Annotated in this window: 22 protein-coding genes; 10 read left to right on the top strand and 12 right to left on the bottom strand. The window is 67.3% G+C overall.

What is annotated here, in order from left to right; translation table 11 throughout:
- Positions 1-4: 4 nt before the first annotated feature.
- Positions 5-796 (top strand): SDR family NAD(P)-dependent oxidoreductase, encoded by a 792-nt coding sequence (locus ACVWWW_RS02625; RefSeq protein WP_027083999.1) that lies wholly within the window; start codon positions 5-7, stop codon positions 794-796.
- A gap of 6 nt (positions 797-802) precedes the next feature.
- Here the strand turns inward: ACVWWW_RS02625 and ACVWWW_RS02620 are convergent, their stop codons facing one another.
- Both ACVWWW_RS02620 and ACVWWW_RS02615 read right to left on the bottom strand, forming a co-directional pair.
- On the bottom strand, positions 803-2,140 hold the full coding sequence (locus tag ACVWWW_RS02620) for a dicarboxylate/amino acid:cation symporter (RefSeq protein WP_036143499.1): 1,338 nt from the start codon (positions 2,138-2,140) through the stop codon (positions 803-805).
- A gap of 536 nt (positions 2,141-2,676) precedes the next feature.
- Positions 2,677-3,039: a DUF1428 domain-containing protein gene (locus ACVWWW_RS02615; RefSeq protein WP_027084001.1), complete on the bottom strand. Its 363-nt coding sequence runs from the start codon at positions 3,037-3,039 to the stop codon at positions 2,677-2,679.
- Between the two features lie 428 nt (positions 3,040-3,467).
- On the opposite strand from ACVWWW_RS02615, the gene ACVWWW_RS02610 reads away from it, so the two are divergent.
- The 6 genes from ACVWWW_RS02610 to ACVWWW_RS02585 all read left to right on the top strand — a co-directional run bounded on the left by ACVWWW_RS02610 (position 3,468) and on the right by ACVWWW_RS02585 (position 7,597).
- Positions 3,468-4,052: a hypothetical protein gene (locus ACVWWW_RS02610; protein ID WP_027084002.1), complete on the top strand. Its 585-nt coding sequence runs from the start codon at positions 3,468-3,470 to the stop codon at positions 4,050-4,052.
- A 125-nt stretch (positions 4,053-4,177) separates the two neighbouring features.
- Complete coding sequence (locus ACVWWW_RS02605; protein ID WP_456998738.1) at positions 4,178-4,618, top strand: DMT family transporter; 441 nt, start codon at positions 4,178-4,180, stop codon at positions 4,616-4,618.
- A 64-nt stretch (positions 4,619-4,682) separates the two neighbouring features.
- On the top strand, positions 4,683-4,904 hold the full coding sequence (locus tag ACVWWW_RS02600) for a hypothetical protein (protein WP_027084004.1): 222 nt from the start codon (positions 4,683-4,685) through the stop codon (positions 4,902-4,904).
- Positions 4,905-4,977: 73 nt separating this feature from the next.
- Entirely contained in the window at positions 4,978-6,129 is a 1,152-nt protein-coding gene (locus ACVWWW_RS02595; protein ID WP_051235596.1) for a serine hydrolase domain-containing protein, read from the top strand.
- A gap of 213 nt (positions 6,130-6,342) precedes the next feature.
- Positions 6,343-6,921 (top strand): histone H1-like repetitive region-containing protein, encoded by a 579-nt coding sequence (locus tag ACVWWW_RS02590; RefSeq protein ID WP_027084005.1) that lies wholly within the window; start codon positions 6,343-6,345, stop codon positions 6,919-6,921.
- Between the two features lie 133 nt (positions 6,922-7,054).
- Positions 7,055-7,597: a DUF6630 family protein gene (locus tag ACVWWW_RS02585; protein ID WP_027084006.1), complete on the top strand. Its 543-nt coding sequence runs from the start codon at positions 7,055-7,057 to the stop codon at positions 7,595-7,597.
- Between the two features lie 111 nt (positions 7,598-7,708).
- Here ACVWWW_RS02585 and ACVWWW_RS02580 read toward each other — a convergent pair whose 3' ends face one another.
- The 3 genes from ACVWWW_RS02580 to ACVWWW_RS02570 form a co-directional block, all read right to left on the bottom strand.
- Positions 7,709-7,867: a hypothetical protein gene (locus ACVWWW_RS02580; RefSeq protein WP_196804430.1), complete on the bottom strand. Its 159-nt coding sequence runs from the start codon at positions 7,865-7,867 to the stop codon at positions 7,709-7,711.
- Positions 7,868-7,929: 62 nt separating this feature from the next.
- The gene (locus ACVWWW_RS02575) at positions 7,930-8,133 is read right to left on the bottom strand and encodes a hypothetical protein (RefSeq protein WP_027084007.1); all 204 of its coding nucleotides are present in this window, start codon (positions 8,131-8,133) and stop codon (positions 7,930-7,932) included.
- The gene (locus ACVWWW_RS02570; RefSeq protein WP_027084008.1) at positions 8,130-8,456 is read right to left on the bottom strand and encodes a YkgJ family cysteine cluster protein; all 327 of its coding nucleotides are present in this window, start codon (positions 8,454-8,456) and stop codon (positions 8,130-8,132) included. The genes ACVWWW_RS02575 and ACVWWW_RS02570 overlap by 4 nt, the downstream gene beginning before the upstream one ends.
- A gap of 398 nt (positions 8,457-8,854) precedes the next feature.
- Between ACVWWW_RS02570 and ACVWWW_RS02565 the strand changes: the two genes are divergently transcribed.
- The gene (locus tag ACVWWW_RS02565; protein WP_027084009.1) at positions 8,855-9,397 is read left to right on the top strand and encodes a hypothetical protein; all 543 of its coding nucleotides are present in this window, start codon (positions 8,855-8,857) and stop codon (positions 9,395-9,397) included.
- 8 nt (positions 9,398-9,405) lie between these two features.
- On the opposite strand, the gene ACVWWW_RS02560 is transcribed toward ACVWWW_RS02565, so the two are convergent.
- Positions 9,406-11,016 (bottom strand): MFS transporter, encoded by a 1,611-nt coding sequence (locus tag ACVWWW_RS02560; protein WP_027084010.1) that lies wholly within the window; start codon positions 11,014-11,016, stop codon positions 9,406-9,408.
- A 184-nt stretch (positions 11,017-11,200) separates the two neighbouring features.
- On the opposite strand from ACVWWW_RS02560, the gene ACVWWW_RS02555 reads away from it, so the two are divergent.
- A complete protein-coding gene (locus ACVWWW_RS02555) occupies positions 11,201-12,046 on the top strand; it encodes a hypothetical protein (RefSeq protein WP_155914452.1) in 846 nt (281 codons plus the stop codon).
- A 73-nt stretch (positions 12,047-12,119) separates the two neighbouring features.
- Here the strand turns inward: ACVWWW_RS02555 and ACVWWW_RS02550 are convergent, their stop codons facing one another.
- The 3 genes from ACVWWW_RS02550 to ACVWWW_RS02540 form a co-directional block, all read right to left on the bottom strand.
- The gene (locus ACVWWW_RS02550; RefSeq protein ID WP_027084012.1) at positions 12,120-12,545 is read right to left on the bottom strand and encodes a hypothetical protein; all 426 of its coding nucleotides are present in this window, start codon (positions 12,543-12,545) and stop codon (positions 12,120-12,122) included.
- Positions 12,546-12,591: 46 nt separating this feature from the next.
- On the bottom strand, positions 12,592-12,843 hold the full coding sequence (locus ACVWWW_RS02545) for a hypothetical protein (protein ID WP_155914453.1): 252 nt from the start codon (positions 12,841-12,843) through the stop codon (positions 12,592-12,594).
- A 74-nt stretch (positions 12,844-12,917) separates the two neighbouring features.
- Complete coding sequence (locus ACVWWW_RS02540) at positions 12,918-13,598, bottom strand: ion channel (RefSeq protein WP_036143272.1); 681 nt, start codon at positions 13,596-13,598, stop codon at positions 12,918-12,920.
- Positions 13,599-13,719: 121 nt separating this feature from the next.
- Between ACVWWW_RS02540 and ACVWWW_RS02535 the strand changes: the two genes are divergently transcribed.
- Complete coding sequence (locus ACVWWW_RS02535) at positions 13,720-14,352, top strand: CPBP family intramembrane glutamic endopeptidase (RefSeq protein WP_027084015.1); 633 nt, start codon at positions 13,720-13,722, stop codon at positions 14,350-14,352.
- Positions 14,353-14,356: 4 nt separating this feature from the next.
- Here ACVWWW_RS02535 and ACVWWW_RS02530 read toward each other — a convergent pair whose 3' ends face one another.
- The 3 genes from ACVWWW_RS02530 to ACVWWW_RS02520 all read right to left on the bottom strand — a co-directional run bounded on the left by ACVWWW_RS02530 (position 14,357) and on the right by ACVWWW_RS02520 (position 17,184).
- Positions 14,357-14,806, bottom strand: a complete 450-nt coding sequence (locus tag ACVWWW_RS02530) for a response regulator (protein WP_155914455.1) — start codon at positions 14,804-14,806, stop codon at positions 14,357-14,359.
- Positions 14,803-15,912 (bottom strand): L-dopachrome tautomerase-related protein, encoded by a 1,110-nt coding sequence (locus ACVWWW_RS02525; RefSeq protein ID WP_081672314.1) that lies wholly within the window; start codon positions 15,910-15,912, stop codon positions 14,803-14,805. Before ACVWWW_RS02525 ends, ACVWWW_RS02530 begins: the two co-directional genes overlap by 4 nt.
- A 75-nt stretch (positions 15,913-15,987) precedes the next feature.
- Positions 15,988-17,184, bottom strand: coding sequence for a GGDEF domain-containing protein (locus ACVWWW_RS02520; RefSeq protein ID WP_036143275.1), 1,197 nt, complete (start codon positions 17,182-17,184; stop codon positions 15,988-15,990).
- Between the last annotated feature and the right edge of the window lie 7 nt (positions 17,185-17,191).

Genomic DNA, 17,191 nt, shown 5'->3' with positions numbered 1-17,191 from the left:
GTCGATGAATCCCTCTCCCCGCGCACTCGTCACCGGCGCATCCGCCGGCATCGGTCGGTCCTATGCACAGCACCTCGCACGCACCGGCCATGCGCTGGTGCTGGTGGCGCGACGTGCCGACCGGCTCAACGCATTGGCGGACGAGTTGCGACAGGCACATGGCATCGAGGTCGAAGTGCTCCCGGCGGATCTCGAATCCGATGACGGCGTGCAGCGCGTGGTCGAACGGCTCGCTGCGGAGCCGGCCGTCGACCTGCTGGTGAACAACGCGGGCTACGCCGCGCGCGGCCGCGTGGCCGAACTCGATGCCGACGCGACCGCCGCGATGCTGCGCGTCAACGTGCTCGCACTGACGCGGCTGTCGATCGCGGCGATGTCGCGCATGATGGCCGCCGGTCGCGGGCGCATCATCAACGTCGCGTCGGGCACCGTCTTCATGCAGATGCCCGGCAATGCGGGGTACGGCGCGTCGAAGAACTACGTGATGGCGTTCACCCGCACCATGCAGGCCGAGGCCGCAGGCACCGGCGTGCACGTGCAGCTGTTGATTCCCGGCGTGATCGCGACGGATTTCCACGAAGTCGCCGGCAATGCGATCTCGAACTTCCCGCCCGACCGCGTGATGTCGGCCGACGACCTGGTCGTGGCATCGCTGCGTGCGCTCGAGATGGAGGAAGCGATCTGTATTCCGTCGCTGCCCGACGTGGCGGACTGGGACGCGTACGTCGCCGCCGAACAGAAGCTGGTGCACAACGTGTCGCGGGATCGGCCGGCGGCGCGATATCACGCGTCGTAACGGCTCTCAGTCGACCGCCGCCTCGCCGGCTGCAGCGATCACACGTGGCCGGCCATCCAGTGCGGCACGCAGCGCATCGCGATCCAGCGCATTCTCCCAACGCGCCACCACCACCGTCGCCACCGCGTTGCCGATGAAGTTGGTCAGCGAGCGGCATTCGCTCATGAACCGGTCGACGCCGAGGATCAATGCCATGCCGGCCACGGGCACTTCCGGCACCACGGCGAGTGTCGCCGCGAGCGTGATAAAACCCGCGCCGGTGACGCCTGCCGCGCCCTTCGAGCTGAGCATCGCGACCAGCAGCAAGGCGATCTGGTGACCGAGCGTGAGGGGCGTGTCCGTTGCCTGCGCGATGAACAACGCGGCGAGCGTCATGTAGATGTTGGTGCCGTCGAGATTGAACGAATAGCCGGTCGGTACGACCAGGCCGACGACCGATTTCGCGCAACCCGCGTTCTGCATTTTCTCCATCAGCGACGGCAGTGCGGACTCGGACGACGACGTGCCGAGCACCAGCAGCAGCTCGGCCTTGAGATAGCGGATCAGCTTGAGGATCGAGAAGCCGCAGAGCCGCGCGACGATGCCGAGGATGACCAGCACGAACAGCAGCGACGTCAGGTAGAACGAACCGACCAGCCACGCGAGGTTCGCCAGCACCGCGAGCCCGTACTTGCCGATGGTGAAGGCCATCGCGCCGAATGCACCGATGGGCGCCAGCCGCATCAGCATGTGCACCATGCGGAATACCGGCGCGAGCAGTGCGTCGAGCAACGCCACCACCGGCCGCGCGCGTTCACCGGTCAGCATCAGCGCGATGCCGAACAACACGGCAACGAACAGCACCTGCAGGATGTTGTCGCCGACGAGCGGGCTGATCAGCGTGGTCGGAACGATTTCGAGCAGGAAACCGGTGAGCGTGAGTTCGTGCGAGCGCGCGACGTAATCCTTTACCGCCGATGGATCGAGCGCCGCGATGTTGACGTGCAGGCCGGCGCCCGGCTGCACCACGTGCGCGACCACCAGCCCGACGATGAGCGCCAGCGTCGAGAAAAACAGGAAGTACGCCATCGCCTTGGCGAACACGCGACCGACGCCGCGCAGCTGCTGCATGCCCGTGATGCCGGTGACGATGGTCAGGAAGATCACCGGCCCGATGATCATCTTCACCAGCTTGATGAAGGCATCGCCGAGCGGCTTCATCGATGCGCCGAGCGCCGGGTCGAAATGCCCGAGCAGCACGCCCGCGACGATCGCGACCAGCACCTGGAAGTAGAGGTGCCGGTAGAACGGCCGTGGCGCGACGGGGCGCTGCGGGCCGGCGTCGGGATTCGCGAGCGGATCGATCACGCGTGTGCTCCGGAGGTGTGCGTTCGTCGGGCGGCGGCTACGCAGTGAGCATATCGGCCGGCGTGCGCAGGCGGTGCAATGCCGCGAGCTCGGCAGGCCGTCGGTCGTCGGCGGGTCCGTTCGTACGCTCGACCGCCGACGGAGTTTGCGTCGTGCGCACCGCCGCCGTGCCATGCTCCACCCGACCCCGCAATGCCCTGCGGACGTGGAGTGCGTCATGAGTAAGGGAATGGACCGCAAGAAGGAAACGAAGAAAAAGCCGGCGAAGACGCCAGAGGAAAAGCGCGCCGCGAAGAACGAGAAGAAGGCCAACAAGCCGTTTACGCCGACCTGAGCCGCCGCGGACGTACACACGCCGCCGGGCGATCGCCCGTGTGAGGCGATGTGCGTCCGGATGCGGTGTCGGATGGCGCGGCGATCCCGCGCCTGCGACGTGCAACCGAACGTCGCGCCCGATCCGCATGCACGAAAGGCCGCACCATCGTGCGGCCTTTGCTTTGTCGGGAACTCGCTGCGCGTGATCGCCTACTCGGTCAACGCAGGCCCAGCGTGTTGATGATCGGCTTGAAGCCGCCCCAGAACATGCGCTTGCCATCGAACGGCATCGGCTCAGGGCCCGGCTGCATGTCGGGGTCGGACATGATCTTTTCCCACGCGGCGTCACGCGTGGCCTTGTCGGGCCAGATGACGAAGGAGAACAGCACGTTCTCGCCGTCCTTGGCCTGCACGGCGCGATAGAAGTCGGTGGTGTGGCCGTGCTCGAGCCCGTCACCGACCGCCTCGACGGTACCAATGGCGCCGTGCGACTTGGCCTTGCGTGCGAACGTTTCGGCCATGGTGGTGTAGGCGCCGAGGTTCTTTTCGTCCAGCGGGACGACGAATCCGTCGATGTACATGCGGAAGCTCCTGCGGGTGGGAAGGCAGGTTGGGCGTGATCGATACGCGCGTGGAGGCCGTTTGTCGGATCGAATGTGTTGATCGCAGCGAGCGATGGCTCGCCGACACCTGCAAGATGTGTCGACCTGCGTGTCACCGCGGCGGATGTGACGCGACACCGCAACGCCGTGCGATGCACCGCATTTCGTAAGTTCGCCGGCCGCGACAACGAGGCACCACGACGAACGAATTTCTTACGCGAATCACGATATTTCGAGAGCTACGACACGTCGTTCGTCAGCATTCCGTTATTCGTGATGCGCGGCATTCGTCGCTAACTGAATAAGCGGCAACACGACCGGAACCGGCCGTGTACTTCGTGTGTCCGTCATCCGCGATCCACGGTGGATCGCCCCGCGTATAGCGGGTTCTTGCACGAAGGAATCTCATGAAGAGTGTGCTTGTCCTCGCCACCGTCCTGGTGGCTGTACTGCCGTGCGCGGCGTTTGCGCAGGAGCTGTCCCATAACTACGTCGAATTCGGCGTGGCCCGCCAACACCAGGATCTACCGTCTTGGGTGGGGCACGACGAGAATTTCGATGGCGGTTACCTACGCGCATCAGCCGCGTTCGGAGATAGCGGTCTGTACGGCTTCGGTGGTTATCGCCAAGGCACCGTGGCGCACGACCAGTACTACAGCTACGACTCGTCGACGGCGCAGCTCGGCTTGGGCTACGGCTATCGCATCGCGCCGCGCGTGGAATTGATCGGCGAAGGCAGCTACCTGCGCGACGACTTCGGAGGTTTCGTTTCGGAACAATGGCGTGGAAGCGCCGGCGTGCGCGGCGCGATGGGCGATCACGTCGAAGGCTGGGCGAAAGCGCACTACACCGATCGTGCCTACGGCGACAGCCGTTTTTCCGCGGAAGTCGGCGGGCAGTACAAGCTCAACGATACGTGGGGCGTGACCGGCGACGTCGAAGTCGGCGACAACACGAACGTCTACACGGTCGGCATGCGCGCCAGCTTCTGACCGGCATGACGACGACGGCCGGGCCTGTTCGATCGAATGGGCCCGGCCGCTGTTTGCGGCGAGAATGGCGGCACGTCCGCGATGCGGGCGGTCGCCATCTCGACCGGGGAACCTTCGTGAATCCAATGATGCTGCTGCCGATCCTGCTCGTCGTATTCGCCGGCGCGATGATCGCGTTGCAGGCGCCGACCAACGTGATGCTCGCGCGTGCCGGCGGTTCACCGTTGCTCGCGGCGCTGATCTCGTTCGCGGTCGGCACCACGGCCTTGTTCGTCGCGTGGCTGGCAAGCGGCAACCGCCCTGCACTCGCCTCGTTCGGCCCGCTGCCGTGGTACGCGTGGATCGGTGGCGTGTACGGCGCGACGTATGTCGCCATCGCTGCCTATGCCGCGCCGCGCATCGGGCTGGCGTCGCTGATCACCATCGGCATCGCCGGGCAGATCGCAATGGCGCTGTGGCTCGACCACCACGGCGCGCTCGGCCTGCCGCGTGCGCCGATCAGCCTGATGCGCGTCGGCGGTGCGTTGCTGGTGATCGCCGGCGTGGCGATGGTGCGCAAGGGCTGACGCGCCAAGCCCGCGTCGCGAGAGGCTTCTCAGCCTGTGAGATGCGCAGGGCGAGACTGGCGGCATGCCCGCCATCCGATCGACCCGCCCTCCGCAGGACTTCGTGTCCATCACCGCGCCGAACTGGGCGCTGCTCTGCGAGCTGCTCGGCGAGAGCCCGAAGCAGCTCACGCTGCGTCTGGACGGCCGATGCGTCGGCTGGCGCGCGCCGCAGATGTGGTACGTCGACCCCGACAGCTATCGCGCCGTGATGCAGCGCTGGCCGGACGGGTACTGGCCGGGTTGACGCACGCGCCGGCAGGCGACCGCGGCAACGCTTCGCGTGCAGAATCGCCGCTTCGTCGAACCGAGCGCGGCCCGTGACCCATTCGTCGTTCCGCGCGCACCGCTTCGCGTTGCTCTGCATCGTGCTGGCGCTCGCCGCGTGGTTCGTCTGGTGGCGACCGGTCGATGCACGCACGGGTCCTGCACCGCTCGAACTCGATGACGGTTGGACGGTCTCGACGCCCGCATCTGAAGGGTTCGACGACGCGACACTGACCGCCGCGATCACGCACGTGCTCGACGGCCCGTACAACGTGCATTCGGTGCTGGTCGAACGGCATGGCCGACTCGTCGCCGAGTACTACCAGGGCGGTCGGGACCGCTCGGTCTATGCGCTCGTCTCGGTGCGCCGCAGCTTCGATGCATCGACACTGCACGACGTGCGCTCGATCGGAAAGAGCGTGACGTCGCTGCTGTACGGCATCGCCCTCGCCGACGGCAAGGTGCCTGCGCCCGACACCTATCTGTCGATGGCGTATCCGCGCCTGCAGGACGTCGCCGCCGAGAACGCGAGCCACATCCGCGTACGCGACCTGCTCGACATGACGACGGGCCTGGAATGGACCGAAGGCTCGCCCGGCATCAACGACGAGCTGCGCCTGTTTTCGCGCAAGGACCTGCCCGTCTACGTACTCAAGCGCCCGATGGCGACCGCGCCGGGCGACACGTTCAACTACAACGGCGGCGCGACCGCGTTGCTCGCCGACCTGATCGCGCGCGGCACCGGCGAGGACGTCGAGCAGTACGCGGCGCGCCGATTATTCGTGCCGCTCGGCATCCGTCACTGGGAATGGGTGAAGGACCTGCACGGCCGACCGATGCCCTTCAACGGGCTGCGCCTTCGACCACGCGACCTGCTGAAGATCGGGCACCTCGCGCAGGACCATGGGCGATGGCGCGGCGCGCGCATCGTGCCCGCCGCGTGGATCAAGGATTCGTGGGCACCGGGTCGCGAAACGGGCGTCGCCGACTTCACCTATCGCGGCCAATGGTGGGCCGGCACGCTCGAGTGGCACGGGCGCACGCTGCCCTGGCATGCGGGTTTCGGCAATGGCGGGCAGCGCGTTTTCATCGTGCCCGCGCTGGATCTCGTGATGGTGACTACGGCCGGTGCGTACGACGAAGACCCGACCGCGATCGCCGTGAATCGCCTAGTGCGTGGGGTCGCGGCGTCGGTGAATCGGTAGCGGTTCGACACGGCACGTTGTGCATCGTTCGACGCATGCACGCCCATCTCGAAGTTCGATCTACGTGGTCCGTCGAAGCCATCGAACCGACTGTGTCGGCGTGCATCGATGGCGCAACCGATGCATCGCGATCGCGCGTCTTGTCATCGTCTCGACAAGCGCGTTGTTATTCCGGCCGCGGCGCAACCCCGAGCGCCTCATAAGGAGATCGACATGCCACGTGGTGACAAGTCGTCGTATTCGAGCAAGCAGAAGCGCAAGGCCGAGCACATCGAGGACAGCGAGCGCGAACGCGGCGCATCCGAAGGCACGGCCGAGCGCATCGCCTGGGCCACCGTCAACAAACAGGACGGCGGTGCGAAGAAGTCCGGCGGTCGCAAGTCGGCCAAGAAGGCGACCAAGAAAGCTACGAAGAAGTCGGCCGCCAAGAAGGGCGGCGCGCGCAAGAGCACCGCGAAGAAGGCCGGCGCACGCAAGAGCGCAACCAAGAAGAGCACCGCACGCAAGACCGCCGCGAAGAAGGGTGGTGCGCGCAAGACGGCCGCAAAGAAGGGTGGTGCACGCAAGACCGCCGCGAAGAAACGCGGTGCACGCAAGAGCGCGTCCAAGAAGTCGACGGCGCGCAAGTCGACGTCCACCGCCCGCAAGGCGGCGGCGAAGAAGGGCGGTCGCGCGACCGCTGCCAAGAAGACCGCGCGCAAGTCCGCCGCGAAGAAGGCCGGGCGCGCGAGCGCGGCGAAGAAGAGCGGCGGCCGCAAGACGTCCGCACGCAAGAGCGCAAGCCGCGCCTGACGCGGCATTCCGGGCCGGGTGTCGTCGTTCGCGGCGATGCCCGGCCTGTCGCATTTCAGGCAACGGTCGCTTCGATGTTTGCCCTGCACGCATTCGGCGCGATGATGGCCGCCCGCCCCAGCCGGCCACCGCGATGCATTCCGAATTCGACCCCGACGACAACTTCGCGCACTCATTCGAAACGCAGGCCGACCTCGACGACGAGGCCGCGCTGGAAGCGGTGATCTGGCAGCTGCTGCTGCTCATCAATCCGGACGACGTCGATGCCGCGCAGGCGCAGTTCGCGGCGTGGCAGGAGGCAACGGGCGGCACGGAAGACGTGGATGCGGGCGTGGAAGCGCTACGCGAGGCGATCGACTGGAAGTCGGGCTTCCACGTCGCCGAGGGCGATACGCGCGGCGTGGTCGAAAGCCTGGACGAGCTCGCCGCGCGCTTCGACCTGCATATCGAGTGGGGCGTGGAAGATCCGACCGACGACGAGTTCCTCGACGGCACCGACGTGCCGGAGCTGCTCGACACCGCGTTCGATCGGCTGCGCGAGCATCACTACACGCTGTGGGTGCGCGACATCGGCCCGGACATGCATGCGGGCTGGATGACGCACAGCCGCGACGACGAAGCCATGCGCGAGATCGCCGCGGCGCTCGGAATGAACGTCCGGCCTGCGGCGGCGTAAGGGAATGGGGCGGAGGCGACGCGGAACGCGTCGCTCGCGTGCGGCGCGCAGATCGCGCGTCGCAGATGACACTGCACCGGACGGGCGCGGGCCCGTCGGCGCATCACACGACTAGCGCGGCGCGTCGGCCGGCGGAGCGTCGTTCGGCGCGTCGGTGCCGTCGGGCTTCACGCCCTTTGCGTCGCGCTTGCGCGCGTCCTTCTCGTCTTTCTGCTTCTTCTTCGCGAGCTCGCGCTGGCGCTTTTCGAACGCGTAATTGGGCTTCGGCAAGTGGAATGCTCCTGTGGGAACGGATGGATCGAAGGATCGTGACGGATCGCGGTAGCGCTACGTTACTCCGACGGCGTGACCGGCGGCGCATCGTCCTTGCGCTTGCGCGTCGGCGTATTGCCGAGCACTTCGACGTGGCCACCGGCGGCTTCGAACGCGGCCAGGTGCTCGTTGATGTGCTCACTGGTGATCTGGCGCGAAAGGTCGACGCGGCGCGCATACGGCACGGCGGTGACGAGCGGGCGGATCGGGGGTTTGACGGTCATGTGGGTTCTCCGACGAGCATGGATTCGATGAGGCGTGAGCCGTGGACCGCGTAGTCCTCGCGCACCGCATCGCAGTACGGGCCGCCCATGCTGAAGCGGCGGCAGACCTCGGGACGGGCGTCGTAGATCGAGCAGCACATGCGTGCGCTGTCGACGGCGACGCACCAGCCTTCGGCATCGCGTGCCATCACCCGCAGGCCGTCGAGATCGGTCGTCAGGTGTTCGGCGATGCCGTCTTCCGGTTGCACGACCACGGTGAGCCGGCAGCACACGGCATCGCAGCGACCGCAATCGGCGGGCGCGACGACGGGCAGCGCGCTCACCTGACGAGGCCGGGCGGGGACGACGGCGGGCCGCAGGCGACGCGCGGGTCGAAGGCGGCAAACGAGGCGAAAAGGGAAATACAGGACATGGCGCTGCTCCCGAAGGGGCGTCCGCAGAGGCGGTATCGCGTGGAGGGAGCGAAACGGGCGGCCGATCGGCCGGGCGCAGCGCGCGAATGAAGCAAAGACCCGGCCCATCCTACGCTCATTCCCCCGACGGGACCGTCCGCTCCGCCGGGCGGCGCGGGCGCGGTTCATGAGTCGGCGAGGCGGTTTTCGCCTGCTGCGGCTTCGTTCTCGCTTCACACAGCGGCCATCGTGAGGCCACGGGCGGGCGGCATTCTGACCCCGTGGCGCGACGCCAATGGCGCGCAAGTCCATCGACCGGAGAGTCCCGAATGGCCGCGATCCACCCTGCTCCGCGCAACCGCCTGCGCGCATTGGTCTGGGGCGCCGCGACCGCGCTGCTGTTGCTGCCCGCCATCGCGATGCGCTTCGACACCGGCGTCGACTGGACACTGCTCGACTTCGTGGTGATGGGCGCAATGCTCTACGGCGCGTGCGGCCTGTACGAGGTCGCGACGCGCATGTCGCGCGACCGCTGGTATCGCGCCGGCGCAGGCATGGCGGTGGTGACCGGCTTCCTGCTGACGTGGGTGACGCTCGCGGTCGGCATCATCGACAGCGAACGCGATATCGCGAACCTCGTGTTTGCCGGCGTGCTGCTGGTCGGTGTGATCGGCGCGGTGCTGGGGCGCTTGCGTGCGCAGGGCATGGCGACCGCAATGATCGCGACCGCGGCTGCGCAGTCGATCGCCGCGGTATTCGCGATGTTCGCGGCCCACGACGGCAAGGGTGGCTACGCGGCGGCCGTATTCGTGCCGCTGTGGCTCGCATCGGCCTGGTTGTTCAAGCGCGCATCGAACGCGCCACGTGCCTAGCGCACCTATCAGTGCTCCAGCGACGCCTGGATGTCCTCGAGGCGGACACCGCGCGTCTCGATCCCGCTGAGCAGCAGCATCACCATTGATACCGCCATCGGGATGGCGATGAGGAAGGCGGACATCGCGAAGTTCTGGAAGAAGCCGTACACGCCGAGGCCCGCGCCGAGAATGCCGCCGAGTTTCGAACTCGCCGCCACCGCACCGGAACCGGTGCCACGCAGGTGCACCGGATAGATCTCCGCGGCGTACGGAATCAGCATTGCGATGACGCCGCTCACGCTGATCAGCAGCGCGACTACCGTCGCAATTACCAGCTCCTGCGAGCGCAGGGCCATCAGCCCGATCGCACCGAGCGCGATCAGCGACAGCACCGTGAGCCCGATGAAGAGCACCAGCGCGCGGTAACTGCTCCAGCGGTGATACAGCCACACCACGACCGCGATGCCCGGCAATGCGTAGATCGCCGATTTCGCGAGCAGTCCGCTGGTCGCCTTCGCATCGACGCCGAGCGCGGTCAGATTCACCGGCAGCCACAGCAGCACGCCGAAGTTCACAAGTCCCCATGCGACGCCGCAGACGACGAGACCCGCGGTGATGCGCGCATGCCGGCCGCGCATCAGCATGCGCATGCCCGATGCCGCGTGTTGTTCGTCAATGATCGGCGGGCCGGGATGCGCGCTGTCTTCGCGTTCGATGCCACCTTCGACGTCGCCGGTGAACTTGCGAAGCACCGCGCGCGCGACATGTTCGAGCCCTGCGCTGGATAAAAAGCGCGGCGATTCGGGAATGAAACGGTTGAGGAAGATGATCGCGGCGCCGGTCGGCAGGCCGAGCAGCCACAGCACGCGCCAACTGAACATCGGTGCCAGCGTCGCCGCCGCGCCTGCGGCGAGCAGGTAGCCCGCCGACGTGCCGACGCCGCCGAGTGCGACCAGCAACCAGCCGCGATGCGCGGCGGGAATCGTCTCCGCCATCAGCGTGAACGTGATCGGCAGCAGGCCGCCGGCGGATGCGCCCATCAGGAAGCACATCGCGAGGTTCCAGCCGAACGACGGCATCGCGCCGCAGATCGCGGTGCCGATGAACATCAGCGCCGACAGCAGGATCGCCGCACGACGCCCGGAGATGTCGGCGATGCGACCCCAGACCACCGAACCGACCGTGGTGCCGGTGAGCGCGCACAGTGCGAGCAGGCTCGCCGTGGGTTTGGCGATCTGGTACTCGGCGCTCATGCCGGGCACGACGAAGCCCAGCGTCGCTGGTTTCATGACGTCGATGGCGAGCGTCACGGTCAGCACCGTCACCAGCTTCCAGTGCTCGATGTTGAGCGGCACGCCGTCGGCGATGTGGAACTGCAACGGCGCCGACGACACACCACCGGCCGCGCGCATGCGCTCCATGCGCGGCATCAGCCCGTAGCAGGAGAACGCGAGGCCGACGGGAATCGCGAGCATCCCCAGGATCATGCCCGTGGTCATCGGCATGCCGACCATCTGCCAGTGCGTGTACTGGCCCATCATGAACATCGGCACGTGTGCGCAGACACCTGCAGTGATGAGCGCGCAGCCGAGCCAGAACGCCCAGGAATGGTGGAAGGAAATGCCGCTGGCTTTCATGTGATCCCCTGTCTGGCTGGCGAGTGTAGTTCGCGCCACGGCGGCCGTGCGCGGCACGCGACCGCCGGCATCGCACAAGCGGGCCGTCGTGCATCGCGAAATGCACCATCGTGCAAGGCCGACGGACGGCGCCGTCATTTCCGAACCGGGCGGGACGATGGATGCCCCGACCGAGGACGTCGCCATGCAAACGACCCATTCCACCCTGCCCGGTCGCCCGCTGCTGCTCGCGTCGTTCCTGATGCTCGCGTCGGTGCCGATGGCGGCGCAGGCGGTGACGCCACTCGACACCTTCAGCGCGCGCTTCGGCGGCTACATCAAGCAGTTCGACACGCAGGTGCGCGCGGACAACGCCACGGTGCAGGGCAGCGAGGTCGATCTCGATCGTGATCTCGACCTCGGCCAGGGCAACGCGATCGCCTACATCAACATGAGCTGGCGCCCGCTCGACAACCACGAGTTCGGCATCGGCTACTACCAGGACGACACCAGCGCGTCACGACAGCTCAGTCGCACCATCGAGTTCGACGGCAACACCTATCAGGCCAATGCCGTCGTGCATGCCGAGAACGCGATCGACGCGTACGAGGCGTACTACGTGTGGTGGGCGGCGAACAATCCGAACTGGTCGCTGGGCCCACGCCTGGGCCTGACCTGGTATGGCATCGACCTCTCGCTGGAACTCGAGCGCGATGCCAACGGCGCGCCGGTGACGAACCACTCGCGCGGCGAGGTCTCGGCCGACCTTCCGGTGCCGACGCTCGGCGGCGCATGGCGCTGGGTGCCGGGCGGCAATTCAAACTGGCGTTTCGGTGCCGACGGCGGCTGGTTCTCGCTCAATTCGAGCGGGCTGGATGGCGATGTGTACTTCGCGCGCGTCGGCGTCGAATGGTTCCCATGGGAACGCTGGGGTTTCTCGGCGGATTACACGTCGCGCCGGGTCAAGATCGACGCCGACAAGAACAGCTTCACCGGCAACCTCAACTTCCGCGACAGCGGCGTGCGCATCGGCGTGGTGTACCGCTTCTAGGGTCGCGGCACTGAGTTGACCGTTGCGATCGCAGCGTCGTCAGACCGACGCGTTGCGAATCGCGCGTCGAACCTCAGCTGCCCTGCAGCACGAGGTCGTCGATGTCGACGCTGCGGAACATCTTCTGTCGCTTGAGCCACGTCATCGCTTCGTCGGCGCAGCTGAAGACGTCCGCGTTGAGGCCGAGCTGCGTGGCGACGATCATGCCGATGCGGTCCTCGTCGAGGAAATCCGCATGCGCGACGAACGCGACCGATAGGCCGGGCACCGCGACGCTCGCCCATTCGCGCACCGTGTCCATGCGTTCGATGACGCCCGGATAGCCGAGCCCGGTGGCGGCGCGCACGTCGATGACGATACGTCGGTGCCCGCGCGTCTGCGCGTCGATCAGTGCCGCGCGAACCGCGCGTCGCGCCGCGGCGACGCTTCCATCGCCGGTGACGGCGAGTACCGCGATGCCGCCATCCAGCGTGCTGATGTCGAGATTGGCCACGTCCATGGCCGGCATCTTACGTGGCGGACGCAGCCGTGGTGCGCCGTGCGGCTCAGGGCCGGCAGCAGGCCTCGACGATGCGCACCTGGGCGTCGGCGACCGTGGCCGGGCGGCCGTCGCGGTCGAACAGGTCGTAGCCGTTGGGCCGGCACAGGTCGCTGGCGCGCTCGAAACAGGCGATGTCGCCGCCGGGGCCGCAGACCAGGGCCATGCTTTTCGGCGTGGTGCGGGCAACGGGGGTGCCGGTCGCGCAGGCGGCGAGCGCGGCCAACAGCGGGACGAACATGACGCGATGGACGGACATGGCGGCCTCCGGCGATGACATGCGACGACGGTACGCCTTCGCGCGCGATGTGCGCGCATCGGTGCCGGCGCGTGTCATGAGCGCCCGCGCATGATCGACAGGCCGATCAGCCGCGACACCACAACCGTGATGTAACCGATGCCGGCCATCTGCTCGAACATCACCAGCACGCGCGCCTGCGGGCCGATCGGCACCACGTCGCCGTTGCCCACGCCCGACAGCGTCGACATGCTGACGAACAGCAGCTCCAGCCAGGTGCGCGTGCGCTCGGGTTGTACGAGGCCGATGAAGCTGTGCGGATACCAGGCCTGGCAGACGACATACGCATAGGCGAACGCCCACGCGACCAGGGTGAACGTGGCGCCGGCGGCGAACAGCTCGTCGGTGGTGACGTCGTGGTCGCGCAGCATGTAGCCGATCAGGCTCACCGCGGCGTAGAAGTACAGCGCCGATTCGATCAGCGACGACCAGATCACCAGCCCGGGACGATCGAACGCGATCGCTGCGATCGACAGCAGCATCGCCGGGATCGCCAGCGCCCACGCGACGGAATTGGCCGACGGGCTGCGTCGCACCACCCACACCGCGAGCGGCACCACGACCAGCGTCGCGGCACTGAACAGCGCGCGCCCGGCTTCGGACTCGGTGCCGCCCAGTGGCGCGTACAGCACGAGGCTGAGCAGTTGCACGCCCAGCAGGTAGGCGGACGGATGACGCCGCGGGTGCAGGAACGACGGGACGGCGAACGCGCGCATAAGGGCTCCGGCAGTCGGCGCATCTAAGCACGACGATGTTCGCGGCCGCGTGCGCGCGCGTCGTCGTCCGCCGGTATGCTTCGCCGCGTTCGAATCGGGGGTGATGAAGATGGTGCGGGCCATGTCGCAGCGGACGGAGTTCGTGCTCGTCGTGCTGGTCGCGTTCGCGCTGCCGGTGCTGTCGAGCATGGCGTCGCTGTTCGCGCCGTCGACACAGCCGGCGATCACCGAAGACGGCCTGCGCGGCCTCGTCGTCTACGAAGCGATCGTACTCGCGGGCCTGCTCGGCCTGCTGCGCATGCGCGGCTGGCAGCGCGGCCACCTCGGCATCGTGTGGAGCGGTTGGGACGCGCCGGCGGCGATGCTGCTGACGCTGGTCACCGCGTTCGCATGCAATGCGGTCGACCTCGCGACGCGCAGCCTGGTGAAACTGCCGCCGCAATCGACCGACGCGCTCGTCGCGCATGGCATTCCGCTGGCCACCGTCGCGCTGGTGTCGATGGTGAATCCGCTGTTCGAGGAGCTGGTGCTCTGCGGCTACGTGGTCGGCGTGCTCAAACCACTGCGCGGTGCGGCGTTCGCGATCAACGTGAGCACGGCGCTGCGACTGTCGTACCACCTCTACCAGGGCGCGCCGGCGCTGCAGATCATTCCGGTCGGCCTGCTGTTCGCGGGCTGGTATGCACGCACCGGGCGGTTGTGGCCGGTGGTGCTGGCGCATGCCGCGTTCGACGCGATGGCGCTGCTGCAGTAACGGCTCAGAGCGCGCGAAGCGCGTCGAGCAGCGGTTCGATCGGCCCGGTCTTCGAAAGCACGCGGCAGCCGATGTCCTCGGCCAGGTTGTCGAGATCGACCTGGTCACCCACCGCGGTCATCACCAGGATGGGGATGTTCGAATGGATGGTGCTGCGAATCGTTTTCAGGAACCGCAGGCCGTCCATCACGGGCATGACCAGGTCGAGCACGATCGCGTCGGGCCGCAGGCCGGCGCGCAGCAGGCTCAATGACACCTGCCCGTTCTCGGCACGGCTGACGCTGAAGCCTTCGAGCTCCAGGAGGCCCGCGAGCCCGTCGCGGGTGGTGGCGTCGTCTTCGACGATCAGAACGTGCGTCATCGCCCCGGCCGGGGAAGGGATAACGGCATTAACGGCCGCTTCCGGCAGACCTTGAGGCCCGCTGTATCGCGGGCCGTCGTCGTGCGCGCTCAATGCGCGCGGCCGGGTTCGTCGCTGTCGACGGAGAAGCGGAACAGCGTGGTCGAGATGGCGGGATCGGCGTCGGGGTTATGCCAGGCGTTGTCCATGATCCGGGACGCGGTGACGTACATCGTGCCGTCCGGGCCCTGCGAGAACGTGTCGGGCCAGCGCAGGCGATCGTCCTGCAGCAGCGTGGTGACGCGATCGCCTTCGCGCAGCTTGATCGCATCCTCCTCCAGTGCCGAGATGTACATGCGGCCCTGCGGATCGATCCACAGGCCATCGCTGACGCCGTTCTCGCCGACGCGCTGCACGGCATTGGCGACGTCGTCGTCCGACACGTTCGCGTCGATGAGTACACGGGTAGGAATGCTGTAGAGCGTGCGGCCGGTCAGCGCCTGCCAGTACAGCGTCTCGCCGTCGCGCGACAACGCAAGGCTGTCGGCCGAGAACTCCACCCCGCGACCGTCAGGCCGCCGGATCTCGCGGCCGTGATGTTTCACGACGACGTCCTTCTCCGGCTGCGTGCTCGGGTGGCCGTCGAGCAGGCGACGCGCATTGCCGGATTCAAGATCGACGACGACGATCGCGCCGCGCGCACCGGAATCGGTGATGTAGGCATGTCGACCGTCGAGGCTGAAGCGCACGTCATTGAGGTAAGAGCCTTCGCGCGCGATGTCCTCGTCGAATGCATACGTGCGCGACACCTCGTTGCTCGCGAGGTCGATGCGCACCAGCTTGGGCCCGCCCTTCACCAGTTGCGCCGACGCAGGCGCCGCCGGATCGAGCACCCACACGGCACCGCGCCAGTCGGCGACGACGCTCTGCACGCAGACCCAACGATCCTCCGGCGACAACTCGTTCTTGCGCGCATTGCGCCATTCGTTCCAGCGCTCGTCGGGATAGGCACGCAGCGCGCCGTCGAGCATCAGCTCGGCGACGGAGATCGGCGCGTCCTCGGTCCAGCGCGGGAAGTTGACGAAGATGCGGCCGTCCTCGGTGACGGTGACGCCGGTGACTTCATGATCGAAACGCGCGACTTCGATCAGCTCGGGCGTGGTCGACGCGCCGTGCGATGTCGCGTTGCGGGTTTCATTGCGGGGCGTGGACTGCTGCATGACAACTCCACGGCCGGTCGATCGGCCGATAGCGAACGAGTCGGCAATGTCAGCCCACCTGCGATCAAGCGCGGATCAAAGCGGCGGCGTCACCGCAATGCGCGATGCGGCGCCATCGACATGCACGCCATTGCGACCCGCCTGTTTCGCGGCATAAAGCGCAGCGTCGGCCGCTTCCATCAGCCGTTGCGGTGAACCCGACGGCGTCGCGACGACGCAGGCGATGCCGACGCTCGCGGTGAGCACGCCGCCGTCGGTATCCACGTGCGGAATGCGCAGTGCTTCGACCTCGCCACGCAGGCGTTCGCCGAGCACGTCGAGTTCGCCGTCGGCGGGTCGATACCAGACCACCATGAATTCCTCGCCGCCGTAGCGCGCCGCAAGATCCAGCGGACGCCGCGCCTGCGCGCCGACCACGCCCGCCACCGCCTGCAGCGCGACATCGCCTTCGGCGTGGCCGTAGCGATCGTTGTAGCGCTTGAAGTGGTCGACATCGACCATCGCGATCGCGACCGATGCACGCTCGCGCACTGCCTGTCGCCACACGCGCGACAGGTGCTCGTCGAGCGCGACGCGATTCGCAAGCCCGGTCAGCCCGTCGTGCGATGCGCGCTCGTTGAGCAGGCGTTGCACGAGAAATACCGAGCGCGTGGAATGTTCGAGGAAGTACGCGCCGGTCGCGCCGACGATGTTCGCCGCCAGCATGAAGACGATCTGGTACAGCCGTGCCTGCGGATCGGACTGCCAGGCGAGTTCGGCGCCGACCAGCGCCGCCAGCGTCGCGATGTTGACGATCAATGCGCGCCACCAGCCCAGGCTCGCGAGCAGGTAGATGAACATCGCGACCAGCAGGATGCCTTCGTACGGCAACGGATGCCGCGCGCGCAGGCCAATCGCGATCAGCACGACGGTGCCGAGCCCGGCCATCGTGGCGGCGACAGTGATCGGGCCCTGCATGCGTGGCTGCCATGCCTCGCGATGCGTCGCCGCGATCACCCACAGGAAGGCCGGCATGATCGCGAACAGGCGGATCGGCGCGGTCCAGCGATGCACGTCGGCCGGCAACGTCAGCACGTCGATGGCGATGAACACGCCGTACAACCCGAACGCCAGCCACGCCGACCAGCGCACGCGCGCCAGGTTCACGCGGCTGTGGAAGCGCTGGAACTCGCGCTCGAGCAACGGCTCGAAGCGCAGCTTGGGAAAGCCGCGGTCGAGTGCACGCTGGTAGGGCGAAGCGGCGGCAGGTGCCGGCGCCGGCGGAGGACTCATCGGATAT

It is taken from the genome of Lysobacter sp. HA18, assembly GCF_054057595.1.
The sequence above is the reverse complement of the archived record's forward strand: the minus strand, read 5'-3'. Positions and strand labels throughout refer to the sequence as shown.

Excerpts from the sequence above, each read along its gene's own strand:
- ACVWWW_RS02625 (WP_027083999.1), top strand. The coding sequence starts at position 5 with ATGAATCCCTCTCCCCGCGCACTCGTCACCGGCGCATCCGCCGGCATC.
- ACVWWW_RS02615 (WP_027084001.1), bottom strand. The coding sequence starts at position 3,039 with ATGTACATCGACGGATTCGTCGTCCCGCTGGACGAAAAGAACCTCGGC.
- ACVWWW_RS02610 (WP_027084002.1), top strand. The coding sequence starts at position 3,468 with ATGAAGAGTGTGCTTGTCCTCGCCACCGTCCTGGTGGCTGTACTGCCG.
- ACVWWW_RS02605 (WP_456998738.1), top strand. The coding sequence starts at position 4,178 with ATGATGCTGCTGCCGATCCTGCTCGTCGTATTCGCCGGCGCGATGATC.
- ACVWWW_RS02600 (WP_027084004.1), top strand. The coding sequence starts at position 4,683 with ATGCCCGCCATCCGATCGACCCGCCCTCCGCAGGACTTCGTGTCCATC.
- ACVWWW_RS02590 (WP_027084005.1), top strand. The coding sequence starts at position 6,343 with ATGCCACGTGGTGACAAGTCGTCGTATTCGAGCAAGCAGAAGCGCAAG.
- ACVWWW_RS02585 (WP_027084006.1), top strand. The coding sequence starts at position 7,055 with ATGCATTCCGAATTCGACCCCGACGACAACTTCGCGCACTCATTCGAA.
- ACVWWW_RS02575 (WP_027084007.1), bottom strand. The coding sequence starts at position 8,133 with ATGACCGTCAAACCCCCGATCCGCCCGCTCGTCACCGCCGTGCCGTAT.
- ACVWWW_RS02565 (WP_027084009.1), top strand. The coding sequence starts at position 8,855 with ATGGCCGCGATCCACCCTGCTCCGCGCAACCGCCTGCGCGCATTGGTC.
- ACVWWW_RS02560 (WP_027084010.1), bottom strand. The coding sequence starts at position 11,016 with ATGAAAGCCAGCGGCATTTCCTTCCACCATTCCTGGGCGTTCTGGCTC.
- ACVWWW_RS02555 (WP_155914452.1), top strand. The coding sequence starts at position 11,201 with ATGCAAACGACCCATTCCACCCTGCCCGGTCGCCCGCTGCTGCTCGCG.
- ACVWWW_RS02550 (WP_027084012.1), bottom strand. The coding sequence starts at position 12,545 with ATGGACGTGGCCAATCTCGACATCAGCACGCTGGATGGCGGCATCGCG.
- ACVWWW_RS02545 (WP_155914453.1), bottom strand. The coding sequence starts at position 12,843 with ATGTCCGTCCATCGCGTCATGTTCGTCCCGCTGTTGGCCGCGCTCGCC.
- ACVWWW_RS02540 (WP_036143272.1), bottom strand. The coding sequence starts at position 13,598 with ATGCGCGCGTTCGCCGTCCCGTCGTTCCTGCACCCGCGGCGTCATCCG.
- ACVWWW_RS02535 (WP_027084015.1), top strand. The coding sequence starts at position 13,720 with ATGTCGCAGCGGACGGAGTTCGTGCTCGTCGTGCTGGTCGCGTTCGCG.
- ACVWWW_RS02525 (WP_081672314.1), bottom strand. The coding sequence starts at position 15,912 with ATGCAGCAGTCCACGCCCCGCAATGAAACCCGCAACGCGACATCGCAC.
- ACVWWW_RS02520 (WP_036143275.1), bottom strand. The coding sequence starts at position 17,184 with ATGAGTCCTCCGCCGGCGCCGGCACCTGCCGCCGCTTCGCCCTACCAG.